This is a genomic window from Acidovorax sp. CF316 (assembly GCF_000276605.1).
Taxonomy (GTDB): domain Bacteria; phylum Pseudomonadota; class Gammaproteobacteria; order Burkholderiales; family Burkholderiaceae_C; genus Acidovorax.
In genome coordinates this window covers 1-10,857 of sequence record NZ_AKJX01000223.1, presented here as the reverse complement: position 1 = coordinate 10,857, position 10,857 = coordinate 1, and the positions used below count along the sequence as shown (strand labels likewise).

The following is a 10,857-nucleotide window of genomic DNA, read 5'->3' as shown; positions in this document are numbered from 1 at the left end:
CTCTTGGCGACGCAAGAGAAAGTTACTGCGCCGCCGGGCGCACATCCCGGCCTCCGCCCTCAACCAAAGCAAAAAGCAACCATCACCCACGCTAAGCCACACGACGAAGCATGCTCCCCCCAATAAAGCACATGATCCCCACTGCAGGGTAAAAAAAAGACCCCTGACAACACACAAAAGCCAACCCAACGAAAATACCCCCTCGCCGTCCGCAAGGACCGACGACGAACGACGAAAGCCCCGACCATGACCCTCACCCACTGGCTCCTTTTCTGCGGCGTCTCGCTGCTGATGTGCTTCACCCCCGGTCCGGCCGTGCTGCTGGCGGTGTCGAATTCGATGGACGTCGGGGCCCGGCGCACGGCCTTCAGTTCGGTGGGCAGCTCGGCGGGCATCTACGTGGTCTCGGGCCTGGCGATGATCGGCATGGGGGCCGTCCTCAGCATGTCGGCCAACGCCTTCCTGGTGATGAAGGTGGTGGGCGCGATGTACCTGGTCTGGCTGGGCGTCAAGCGCTGGCGCAGCAAGGACGCGCTGATCAGCAGCGATGCCGGCCAGGCCCCCACCGACCGGCGCGAGCGCAAGAACTGGCAGCTGGTGGCGCAGGGCATGGGTGTGTCGCTCACCAACCCCAAGGCCATTTTGTTCTTCTCGGCGCTGTTCCCGCAGTTCATCGTGCCGGGTGAATCGCTGTTCACGCAGTACCTGCTGCTGACCACGACCTTCGCCGTCTGCGCGCTGATCTCGCACGCCTTCTACGTGGCGCTGATCTCGCTGGTCAAGCGCCATGTGGTGGCGCGTGCCAAGCTGTTCAACCGCATCGTGGGCGGTACCTTCATCGCGCTGGGGCTGGGCCTGCTGAACACGCGGCACAAGCTGGGCTGACGACTACGGCGGCCAGGATCACGGCGCCGCCTTCGGCCCGGGCGCTGGAACAACTGCCGATTCCAGCGGCAGCCAGAGCACGCAGCGCGTGCCGGTGGCCGCGCTGCTGGCCCAGGACAGGCGCGCGCCAATCGCCTCGGCACGGCGCAGCTGGTTCTTGAGCCCGCGCCCGCGCGCCTTGAGCGCGGCGTCCACGTCGAAGCCGCGGCCATCGTCCAGCACGCGCACCTCGATCCCACCGTCCTGCGCCTCCTCGCATTCCACCCGGATGCAGGAGGCCTGGGCATGCTTGACGATGTTGGCAAAGCACTCCTGCAGGATTCTGAGCAGGTGCAGCGCACTGGCGGCATCGAGCCATGGCACCAGGGGCACGTCCTGCACCTCCCAGCGCAAGGCCATGCCCAGGCCCTCCAGACGCGGCGCGAGCCGAAAGCGCAAGGTCGCCAGCAGCAAGAGCAGGTCGGCGTCCACGGGCTCCATGGAGTCGATGGCCAGCTTGAGGTCGTCCATGCACTCGGCCAGCACCTGGGCCAGCTCTTCGCTGCCGGCCTTGCCGTGCCGCACCAGGTGCAGTGCGCTGGTGAGCGATGAGCCCAGGCCATCGTGCATGTCCTGCATCAGGCGCTGTCGCTCCTGCACCAGGGTCTCGCGGTGCTCTACGTCGCGCAGGCGTGCGTAACTTTGCGCCAGCTCGCCCTCGCGCTCGCGCAGGCGCTGCTCCAGGTGGGTATTCACGCGCTCCATGCCATCGATGGCGGCCAGGTAGCGGTGCAAGACGACGTAAGAAAAAATGAAAAACACGCCGATGTTGCTATAGGCCCCCAGGTACATGCCTTCCACGTTGACCAGCAGATTGCTTTGCAGCAGCCAGTCATAGCCGCCTGCCAGCAGGCTGATCAGGCCCCATCCCGCGAGCAGGCCTGCCTCCTTGGACCTGACGCGCCAGGCATCGAGGCACGCCATGGCGAAAAGCGTGGTTCCCAGCACAAGCAGCACGACGTACAGCAGCGGAGAAAGGAGAGCCGCGTTGGGCAGCGCGGGCACAATCGGCAGCGTCACGGCGCTCACCGCCGCGGTGATCGTGCAGGCCGTGATGGTAAGCCAGCGGTGGCGCACGCCATGCATGTAGCGCAGAAAGAAATGCGCGGTCAGCACCAACCAGAACAAAGAACTGACAGTGATCCAGCCGAACCATTCATCGCTGATCGGCAGCCGCTGCCGGCTCACGAAATAGTGCAGCGTTCTCACGAACGCCACAGCGGACATCACGAAGAACAGCAGATACAACGCCTCCCGGCGCCGCCACAGCCACACACCCAGGGCGAAGACGCCCGCGGCCAGGAAGGCGGCGCTGCTCATGGCCGGAAAGTCGGACTGCAGCCAGTAGCGCACCTGGTAGCGCCAGCCGATGGCCGCGCTGGAGCCGACCCAGGCGGTGGACAAAGCGGCGCCGGTGTGGCGCAGGCGCTGGCCGCGGATCTGCACCTCGCGCACGGCGGGCGCCCCGGCCGTGCCCTGCAGGGGGATCCACAGGGGCAGGTTCACGGCGTTCCACAGAAACTTCGCATCGCTCTGGTAGAGCAGCCGTCCGTCGCCGTAGATGGCGACCTGGCCGTCCGACTTCCAGCGCGGCAGGTACAGGTACAGGGGGCTGGCCTCCTGCGCCAGCGCGGGCACCGCCAGGCGGTACCAGAACTCGGTGGTCAGCGGCGGGTCCTGCGGCGGCTGGATCTGCACCTGCGGGGACTCGGCATAGGGCAGGTCGACCGCCTTCCATGCCCCGCCCGGCATGTCGGCGCCCAGCACATAGGGCGGCGGCGTGAAGCCCAGGCTGGGGCGGCTGAACATCTGCGCCTTCCCGATGTGCACCGCCTTCTGCTCCCCGGGCAGTGCCCGCTGCGGGGGCTCGGAGGCCTGCAGCACGCCGCCCCACAGCAGGCAGCATGCAAGAAAGGCAAGGCAGGCGGAACGCAGGACAGCGGCCACGGCGTCAGATGAGGCCCCGCGCACGCGCCTCGTAGATCGCCTCGGCCTTGGAGCGCACCTTGAGCTTGGCATAGGTGCGCCGCACGAAGGTGAGCACGGTGTGGTGCGACACCTCCAGCACCCGCGCGATCTCGTCGGCCGTGAAGCCCTTGGTGATGTACAGCAGCACCTCGCGCTCGCGGGCGGACAAGGTGACCACGTTGCTGGCGTCGGTGTCTGCATCGGCGTGGGCAGCAGCGGCCCCCGGTGCCGGCGCACCGGCCTGCTTGAAGCGCATGAGCACCTGCCGCGCGATCAGCGGGCTGATGGGGCTGCCGCCCGCGTGCAGGCTGCGGATCTCGCCCACGATGCGTTCGGGCATGCTGTCCTTGAGCAAATAGCCGCTGGCACCGGCTTCGATGGATTGCAGCACATGCGCCTCGTCGCCAAAGGCGGTGCTGACCATCACCGCGCAGGCGGGCCACAGCCGAGCGGCCGCGGCGATGGCCTCGATGCCCGAGCCATCGGGCAGGCCCAGGTCGACCAGCAGCACGTCGGCCGCCGGCCCGTCGTTCAAGGCGCACAGCCCCCGCGCCAGCGTATCGGCCACCCAGAGCAGGCGCATGTCGTCCGTCTGCCGGATCGCCGAGGCGACGGCGGCCTGGAACTGAGGATCGTCCTCCACGATGGCAATCCGGATGGTAGCGGGGCTGGCAATGGCTGCGGGCATGGGGCGGGCGTGAATGAAAGCTCTCGGCGACAACAGGAGCTGCGGAGTTTCCCACAGCGCTCGCATCTGCGCTGTCCCTAGTTCTAGGGACAAGGAGCACATTCCCCGCCCTGGCTACGCACCCGCCAAAGCCACTGCATCCGCTCCCGCCGGCAGGCGCATCGGCGCCGCCCCATCGGTCACCGCACGCCACACCGCCTCGGCCACGTCCTGCGCATGGGTGACGGGCGTGGACGTATCGCGCACCGCGGCGTACACGCCGTCGCGGAACTCCGCATACGCCGCTGGCACGCTGCCGACCATGCGCGGCAGCGCGTTCTGGCCAAAGCGGGTGCCGGGCGCGCGGCCGGGCAGCACCAGGCGGGCGCGCACGTTGAAGGGCGCCAGCTCCAGCGCCAGCGATTCGGTGAAGGCATTCACTGCCGCCTTGCTGCCGGTGTAGACCGACAGCAGGGGCAGCGGCAGCAGCGTGACGCTGGAGGTGACGTTGACCACCACCCCTGCCCGGCGCTCGCGCATCTGCGGCAGCACGGCCTGGGCCATGGCGATGGTGCCCAGCACGTTGGTCTCGAATACTTCCCGGGCGTGGGCCATGGCAATGCCTTCCAGCGGCGCCAGCACGCCGATGCCGGCGTTGTTGACCAAGGCGTCGATGGGGCCCGCCTCGGCAATGCACCGGCGGATGCTGTCGGCATCGGCCACGTCGAGCGCAAGCACGCGCAGGCGGTCCGATGCGGGAAACAGATCCTCCCGCGGCGTGCGCATGGTGGCGATGACGCGCCAGCCCCGGGCCAGGAAGAAGCGCGCGGTCTCGAGGCCGAAGCCCGACGAGCAGCCGGTGATGAGGACGGTGGAGGAGTGGGTGGACGGGTGGGTGGACGGGTGGGTGGCAGGCATGGGGCAAGGGCTCCGTTGGTTGGCGATGGCTGCATGGTAGGAACGCCGGCCTGGATTGAATACACTCGGCAGTCCATCGTTTTGTCGAAAGCGTCCAGCCCCCATGAGCACCCCGGCCGTCGATCCCCTGGCGGAAGTCGTCGCGCTGCTGCGGCCCGCGGCGCCGTTCTCCAAGCTGGTGGTGGCCTCGGCCCCCTGGGCCGTACGGCGCAGCGAGACGGGGCGGCCGTTCTACTTCGTGGTGCTCGAAGGCAGCTGCCACCTGACCATCGACGGCCCCGGGCGCAGCGACACCCTCACGCTGCAGCAGGGCGACTTTGCGCTGATCCCCGCCGCGCGCAGCTTTGCCACCAGCAGCCTGTGCCGCGAGCCGCCGCGCGAAGGCGAGGCCGTGGCCACCCCCATCGCCCCCATGCCGGGCGGCGCCCGCGTGGGCGACCCGGCGGGCGCGGTGGACGTGCGCATGCTGGTCGGCAACTGCGTGTTCGAGTCGCCCGACGCGGCCCTGCTGGTGCCGCTGCTGCCGCAGTGGCTGCACGTGCGCGGCGAGCGGCGCCTGGCCACCCTCGTCGAGCTGGTGGGCGACGAATCGCGCAGCGACCGACCCGCGCGCCAGATCGTGATGGCGCGCCTGCTCGAGGTGCTGCTGATCGAGGCACTGCGCTCCTCGGCCCGCACCCTGGCCGCGCCCGGCCTGGTGCGCGGCCTGGCCGACCCCCAGCTGGCGCTGGCACTGCGCCGCATGCACGAGCACCCGGGCGAGCCATGGACCATGGCCCGGCTGGCGCAGGAGGCGGCCATGTCGCGCAGCGCCTTTTTCGGGCGCTTTCACCGTGCGGTGGGCATCGCGCCCATGGAATACCTGCTGGCCTGGCGCATGGCGCTGGCCCGGCAGATGCTGCGGCACGGCGCGCTGGCGATGGCCCTGATCGCCGAGCAGGTGGGCTACAGCTCGGTCAGCACCTTCGGCGTGGCCTTCACCCGGCACGTGGGCATGCCGCCCGGGCGGTATGCCAAGGAACAGGCGGCCGGCAGCGCTGCCTAGAGAGTGGCGCCGCCATGCTCGCATTCCCTGAGATCGCGACCAGGGGCGACTCCTAAAATGGCACCACCTGCCGCACAGGCAGCACCATCCCCACCGCAGGGAGGAAAACCGCCATGTCCGCATCCCTCTTCGCCGCCATGTTCTTCACGGTGGCCCTGCTCGTCACCACGGCCTACTTCATCATGGGCTCCATCCCGCTGCTGGTGCTCAAGCACGATACGCCGCTGGACGCGCGCTTCGTGCGCGGCTTCTTCAACCTGTACTACCGCGCGGCGCTGGTGACGGCCACCGCCACCGCGATCAGCTTTGCGGCGGCAGGCCGACCGGGCATCGCCGCCGGTGCCGCCGCGCTGGCGGTGCTGGCCATCGTGCTGCGCCGCCAGGTCATCCCCAAGATGGATGCACTGGGCGCGCAGATCCAGTCGTCGAGCGACTACGTGACGGCCATCCCGGGCTTTCGCCGGACGCACCTCACAGCCATCCTGATCAACATCGTGCAGCTGGCGGCCATCGTCTGGACGCTGATCGCCTTCAGCAAATAACGAGCAAGAAAGAGTCACCCCCTCCGATGGCAGCCGTAATCGTAGACCCCACCAAGGTGCATGAGTTTGCCGACGCAAAGGCCTTCTACACCTGGCTCGACCACCACCACGACCAGGAAACCGAGGTGTGGATCAAGATCCACAAGCTCGCCTCGGGACTGCCCTCGATCACGCCCAAGGAAGCCATCGACGTGGTGCTGTGCTGGGGCTGGATCGACGCCATTCGCAAGGGGCTTGACGGCACCAGCTACCTGCAGCGCTACACCCCGCGCGGCAAGAAGAGCGTGTGGAGCAAGATCAATGTCGACAACGTGGCCCGGCTGGTCAAGGAAAAGCGCATGACGCCGCACGGCCTGGCGCATGTCGACGCGGCCAAGGCCGATGGCCGCTGGGACCGCGCCTACGGCAGCGGCAAGGACCTGAAGATCCCCGACGACCTGCAGGCCGCCATCGACGCCCACCCCCAGGCGCGCAAGATGCTGCCCACCTTGACCGAGCAGAACCGCTTCGCGCTGGCGTTTCGGGTGCACAACCTCAAGACCGAGGCGGGGCGCAGGAAGAAGATCGAGGCCTTCGTGGAGATGCTGGCGCGCGGGGAGACCATCTACCCGCAAGGCAAGAAGGCGAAAGAGGCAAAGGAGGCCAAGGAGGCCTCCTGAACCCCTTGGCTCACGCCGCCTCGCGCGCCCTGCCCCGCGCGGCCTGGATGTCGCGCACCGGCGGCAGGCCGAACAGGCGCCCGTACTCGCGCGTGAACTGGGGCACGCTCTCGTAGCCCACGGCAAATGCGGCCGTGCTGGCGCTGGCACCCTCGGACAGCATCAGCCGGCGCGCCTCGATCAGGCGCAGCTGCTTTTGGAACTGCAGGGGCGACAGCGAGGTGACCGCCCGAAAGTGCTGGTGGAAGGACGAGGGGCTCATGTCCGCCAGCGCGGCCAGGCTTTCCACCGGCAGGGCCTGGGCAAAATCGGTGCGCAGCACGGCCACCGCGCGGGCCACGCGCTGGGCGTGGCTGCCGGGCCAGCCCAGGCGGCGGATGGCGGCACCGTGGCGGCCGGCCAGCAGCCAGTAGTGCAGCTCGCGCACCAGCGGGGCGTGCAGCAGGGGCACGGCCTCGGGCCGCTCCAGCAGACGCATGAGGCGCAGGGCCACATCGGCCACCTCGCTGTCGGTGGGGTCCACGCGCACGGGGGCGTGGTCGCCCAGGGGGGCGGCGCCCATCTGGGCCGACAGGTCCGCGATCACCGGCAGGTTCAGCTCCAGCGCGATCGACAGGTAGGGCGCGGCCGCGCTGGCGCGGGTGATCTGGCTCACGGTGGGCACGTCGGCCGTGATCAGCAGCGACTCGCCCGCTGTGAACTCAAAGGTCTGCGGCCCCATGGTCACCTGCTTGCTGCCCTGCAGCACCAGGCAGATGAGCGGGTGCGAGATGGCGTGCAGCAGCCCGCTGGGCTCGGTGGCGCGCACCAGCGTCATGCCCGGGATGGGGGTCGGCTGCACACCGGGCTGGCGGGCATGGGCATCGGTGTACCGGGCCACGGCGTGGAACAGCAGAGAAGGTGACGTCATGTGCCGAGCGTAACGCTTTGTAGGAGCTTTGGCATCGATTTTGGAGAATCAGGCAAGGATTGGCGTGGTTTGCGCAACACGCCCGGGGGGCGGCGCCAGACACTGGATTCCGTTCAACCAGGAGCCCCCGCATGACATCCAGCACCCGCACCCCAGCCACCATCACCCTCGTCACCGGCGCCAGCCGCGGCCTGGGCCGCAACACCGCCCTCTCCATTGCGCGCACCGGCGGCGACGTGGTCGTCACCTACCACAGCCAGGCCGGCGAAGCCCAGGCCGTGGTCGCCGAAATCCAGGCCCTGGGCCGCCAGGCCGTGGCCCTGCAGCTGGACACGGGCGACGTGGCCAGCTTCGCAGGCTTCACCGAGCGCCTGCGCGCCGCACTGCAGGCCACCTGGCAGCGCGACCGCATCGACCATCTGGTGAACAACGCCGGCCATGGCGACTACGCCAGCTTCGCCGAGACGACGGAGGCCCAGTTCGACCGCCTGGTCGACGTGCATTTCAAGGGCGTGTTCTTCCTCACGCAGGCGCTGCTGCCCCTGGTCGCCAATGGCGGGCGCATCGTGAACTTCTCGACCGGGCTCACGCGGCTGACCCTGCCGGGCTATGCCGCCTACGCAGCCGCCAAGGGCGCCGTGGAGGTGCTCACGCGCTACCTGGCCAAGGAGCTGGGCGCGCGCGGCATCGCGGTGAACACCGTGGCGCCCGGCGCCATCGAGACCGATTTTGGCGGCGGCGCCGTGCGCGACAACCCGGCGCTGAACCAGCAACTGGCCCAGCTCACGGCCCTGGGTCGCGTCGGCCTGCCCGACGATATCGGCCCCATGGTGGCCAGCCTGCTGGATGCCAGCAACCGCTGGGTCACGGCCCAGCGCATCGAGGTATCCGGCGGCCAAGCGCTTTGAGCGCCAGGGCGGCGGCAGGCCGCCCTGCCCCGCCTCAGCGCATCTGGACGGAGCCAGACACGGTGACGACCACCTGCGCCTTGCCCGCCTCCACCGGCACGGCGGAGTCGGAGAACGACGAGGCCTTGGCCTCCATGGCCATCATGCGCGGGCGCGGGCCGGGGGACATTTCGTTGCTGTTCACGGCGACTTCGCGCAGGCTGTAGTTGGCAAAGCCGAAGCCCTTGGCCAGCTCGGCCGCGCGGGACTTGAACTGCTCGATGGCCTGGGTCTGGGCCTCGCCCTCGACCTTGGCGCGGGCCTCGCGCGACAGCGCGAAGGCCACCTGGCTGATGGCCATGGTCTGCACCTTGCCGGCGGTGGTGGTGATGCGCGAGAAGTCGCGCCCCTCCAGCACCAGCTCGGCACGGCCCTGCCAGCCGTTGATCTTGCCGTCCTTGGCATAGCGCGGGTACAGGCCGAAGGGGCCCGTGCGCACATCGAGCTGCCCGGGCTGGGCATTGCGCTTGGCCTCGGCCAGCGCGGCATCGAGCGCCTGCTTGAGCTGGGCCTGCACGGCGCCGGCGTCGGCGCCCTCCTTGCTGGTGCCAAGGGTGACCACCAGCAGGTCCTGCTGCGCCTCCACGGTGCCCGTGGCCGACAGCTGCACCACATTGCGCAACTCCTGCGGGGCCGTGGCCTGGGCCATGGCGGTGCCGGCACAGGCCAGCAGGGCGGCGGTGGCGATCAGGCGGGTGGTGATTTTCATGGGGGTAGAACCTTCGTCAAACAATGATGGCGCCACGATAACCGCTGGCGCCTACCCCACCGTGAAGCAGGTGCCGCAACTGTGCGAAGCTCCGCAAAACTTGTAACAGTTGGTCAAACATGCCCCCAAAAACCGAACTTTGCGGCTCCAAGTAGTCAGAATCGGCTCTGTTACAAATTGGACTTGGGATCAACATGGCCACAACAACCAACCGCACCGACAAGATTCTCGTCGTGGACGACGACGCACGCATCCGCGATCTGCTGCGCCGCTACCTCACGCAGGAAGGCTTCGAGGTGATGGTCGCCGAAGACGGCAAAGCGCTCAACCGCCTGCTGCTGCGCGAAACGGTGGACCTCATCGTGCTCGATCTGATGATGCCCGGCGAAGACGGCCTGTCCATCTGCCGCCGCCTGCGCGCCGCCAACGACCGCACCCCCATCATCATGCTCACCGCCAAGGGCGAGGACGTGGACCGCATCGTGGGCCTGGAAGTGGGCGCCGACGACTACCTGGGCAAGCCCTTCAACCCCCGTGAGCTGCTGGCCCGCGTGCACGCCGTGCTGCGCCGCCGCCCTGCGCAGGAGGCACCGGGCGCCCCCTCGGGCGACAACGAGGTCGTGAACTTCGGCCCCTTCACCTTCGACCTGGGCACCCGCGCCCTGCAGCGCAGTGGTGAAGAGCTGCCCCTGACCACCGGCGAGTTCGCCATGCTCAAGGCCCTGGTGCGCCACCCACGCCAGCCTCTGTCGCGTGAAAAGCTGGCCCTGCTGGCCCGTGGCCGCGAGTTCGAGCCCTTCGACCGCAGCCTGGACGTGCAGGTCTCGCGCCTGCGCAAGCTGGTCGAGGTGGACGCTGCCGCACCGCGCTACATCCAGACGGTGTGGGGCGTGGGCTACGTGTTCGTGCCGGACGGCACGAGCTGATAATCGAGGGATATGTCCATTTCCGGCGCCAAGGGGCGGTCTGCACCGCGCCCTTCTCCCTCCGTGACCGCGCCGACCGAAGCCACCAGCCCGGCCCCGCTTGAAGCGGTGCGCCTGGCGCGCGAGCAAAAGGCGCGCGTGGGGCTCAACCTCTTCTGGCGCACCTTCTTCCTGCTGGCCTTGCTGCTGGTGGGCAGCATCCTGGCGTGGCTGCAGACGCTGCGCGCGCTCGAATTCGAGCCGCGCACGCTGCACACCGCGCAGCAGATCGCCTCGCTGGTCAACCTGAGCCGCGCGGCGCTGGTGCATTCGGACGCCATCGCGCGCGTCTCGCTCATCAAGACCATGGCCGACCAGGAGGGTGTGCGCATCCTGCCGCGCGAGCCCAAGGACCAGTTCGCCCTGCTCGACGGCACGGCCCTGGGCAACCGCCTCACCGACGAGCTCACCCAGCGCCTGGGGCCTGACACCATCGTGGCCCAGAGCGTGAACGGCGAGCCCGGCCTGTGGGTGGGCTTCAACATCAACGGCGACCCCAACTGGCTGCTGATGGACCGCTCGCGCTTCAGCCCGGCGGGCGGGCGCACCTGGCTGATCTGGCTCATCACCGCAGGCGCGCTGTCGCTGGCGGGGGCGGCCGCC

At 68.9% G+C, this 10,857-nt stretch carries 11 protein-coding genes and 1 pseudogene; 7 read left to right on the top strand and 5 right to left on the bottom strand.

Features of this window, described 5'->3' with window-relative positions; genetic code table 11:
- The first annotated feature begins 246 nt into the window (after positions 1-246).
- The gene (locus PMI14_RS27355) at positions 247-885 is read left to right on the top strand and encodes a LysE family translocator (protein WP_007859602.1); all 639 of its coding nucleotides are present in this window, start codon (positions 247-249) and stop codon (positions 883-885) included.
- A gap of 18 nt (positions 886-903) precedes the next feature.
- Here PMI14_RS27355 and PMI14_RS27350 read toward each other — a convergent pair whose 3' ends face one another.
- The 3 genes from PMI14_RS27350 to PMI14_RS27340 form a co-directional block, all read right to left on the bottom strand.
- Positions 904-2,871, bottom strand: coding sequence for an ATP-binding protein (locus PMI14_RS27350; RefSeq protein ID WP_238541914.1), 1,968 nt, complete (start codon positions 2,869-2,871; stop codon positions 904-906).
- A gap of 4 nt (positions 2,872-2,875) precedes the next feature.
- Positions 2,876-3,580: a response regulator transcription factor gene (locus PMI14_RS27345; RefSeq protein ID WP_007859599.1), complete on the bottom strand. Its 705-nt coding sequence runs from the start codon at positions 3,578-3,580 to the stop codon at positions 2,876-2,878.
- A gap of 114 nt (positions 3,581-3,694) precedes the next feature.
- Positions 3,695-4,477 carry an SDR family oxidoreductase gene (locus tag PMI14_RS27340; protein WP_007859597.1) on the bottom strand — a complete coding sequence of 261 codons (783 nt, stop codon included), beginning with the start codon at positions 4,475-4,477 and terminating at the stop codon, positions 3,695-3,697.
- Positions 4,478-4,580: 103 nt separating this feature from the next.
- Here PMI14_RS27340 and PMI14_RS27335 point away from each other — a divergent pair, with 103 nt between their 5' ends.
- The 3 genes from PMI14_RS27335 (at position 4,581) to PMI14_RS27325 (ending at position 6,723) form a co-directional block, all read left to right on the top strand.
- Positions 4,581-5,522 carry an AraC family transcriptional regulator gene (locus PMI14_RS27335; RefSeq protein ID WP_007859596.1) on the top strand — a complete coding sequence of 314 codons (942 nt, stop codon included), beginning with the start codon at positions 4,581-4,583 and terminating at the stop codon, positions 5,520-5,522.
- A 113-nt stretch (positions 5,523-5,635) separates the two neighbouring features.
- Complete coding sequence (locus tag PMI14_RS27330) at positions 5,636-6,064, top strand: hypothetical protein (protein WP_007859595.1); 429 nt, start codon at positions 5,636-5,638, stop codon at positions 6,062-6,064.
- A gap of 26 nt (positions 6,065-6,090) precedes the next feature.
- Complete coding sequence (locus PMI14_RS27325; protein WP_007859594.1) at positions 6,091-6,723, top strand: YdeI family protein; 633 nt, start codon at positions 6,091-6,093, stop codon at positions 6,721-6,723.
- A 10-nt stretch (positions 6,724-6,733) separates the two neighbouring features.
- On the opposite strand, the gene PMI14_RS27320 is transcribed toward PMI14_RS27325, so the two are convergent.
- The gene (locus PMI14_RS27320; RefSeq protein ID WP_007859593.1) at positions 6,734-7,633 is read right to left on the bottom strand and encodes an AraC family transcriptional regulator; all 900 of its coding nucleotides are present in this window, start codon (positions 7,631-7,633) and stop codon (positions 6,734-6,736) included.
- Between the two features lie 131 nt (positions 7,634-7,764).
- On the opposite strand from PMI14_RS27320, the gene PMI14_RS27315 reads away from it, so the two are divergent.
- Positions 7,765-8,541: an SDR family oxidoreductase gene (locus tag PMI14_RS27315; protein ID WP_007859592.1), complete on the top strand. Its 777-nt coding sequence runs from the start codon at positions 7,765-7,767 to the stop codon at positions 8,539-8,541.
- A 34-nt stretch (positions 8,542-8,575) separates the two neighbouring features.
- Here PMI14_RS27315 and PMI14_RS27310 read toward each other — a convergent pair whose 3' ends face one another.
- A complete protein-coding gene (locus PMI14_RS27310) occupies positions 8,576-9,289 on the bottom strand; it encodes an SIMPL domain-containing protein (protein ID WP_007859590.1) in 714 nt (237 codons plus the stop codon).
- Positions 9,290-9,483: 194 nt separating this feature from the next.
- Here PMI14_RS27310 and ompR point away from each other — a divergent pair, with 194 nt between their 5' ends.
- Entirely contained in the window at positions 9,484-10,215 is a 732-nt protein-coding gene (ompR, locus tag PMI14_RS27305; protein ID WP_007859588.1) for a two-component system response regulator OmpR, read from the top strand.
- Positions 10,216-10,227: 12 nt separating this feature from the next.
- Positions 10,228-10,857 (top strand): annotated as a pseudogene (locus PMI14_RS27300) (two-component sensor histidine kinase); the annotation flags it as partial.

Bases quoted from the DNA above. Each gene is read 5' to 3' on its own strand.
- PMI14_RS27340 (WP_007859597.1), bottom strand. From the start codon at position 4,477: ATGCCTGCCACCCACCCGTCCACCCACCCGTCCACCCACTCCTCCACC.
- PMI14_RS27320 (WP_007859593.1), bottom strand. From the start codon at position 7,633: ATGACGTCACCTTCTCTGCTGTTCCACGCCGTGGCCCGGTACACCGAT.
- PMI14_RS27325 (WP_007859594.1), top strand. From the start codon at position 6,091: ATGGCAGCCGTAATCGTAGACCCCACCAAGGTGCATGAGTTTGCCGAC.
- PMI14_RS27310 (WP_007859590.1), bottom strand. From the start codon at position 9,289: ATGAAAATCACCACCCGCCTGATCGCCACCGCCGCCCTGCTGGCCTGT.
- PMI14_RS27335 (WP_007859596.1), top strand. From the start codon at position 4,581: ATGAGCACCCCGGCCGTCGATCCCCTGGCGGAAGTCGTCGCGCTGCTG.
- PMI14_RS27345 (WP_007859599.1), bottom strand. From the start codon at position 3,580: ATGCCCGCAGCCATTGCCAGCCCCGCTACCATCCGGATTGCCATCGTG.
- ompR (WP_007859588.1), top strand. From the start codon at position 9,484: ATGGCCACAACAACCAACCGCACCGACAAGATTCTCGTCGTGGACGAC.
- PMI14_RS27315 (WP_007859592.1), top strand. From the start codon at position 7,765: ATGACATCCAGCACCCGCACCCCAGCCACCATCACCCTCGTCACCGGC.
- PMI14_RS27330 (WP_007859595.1), top strand. From the start codon at position 5,636: ATGTCCGCATCCCTCTTCGCCGCCATGTTCTTCACGGTGGCCCTGCTC.
- PMI14_RS27355 (WP_007859602.1), top strand. From the start codon at position 247: ATGACCCTCACCCACTGGCTCCTTTTCTGCGGCGTCTCGCTGCTGATG.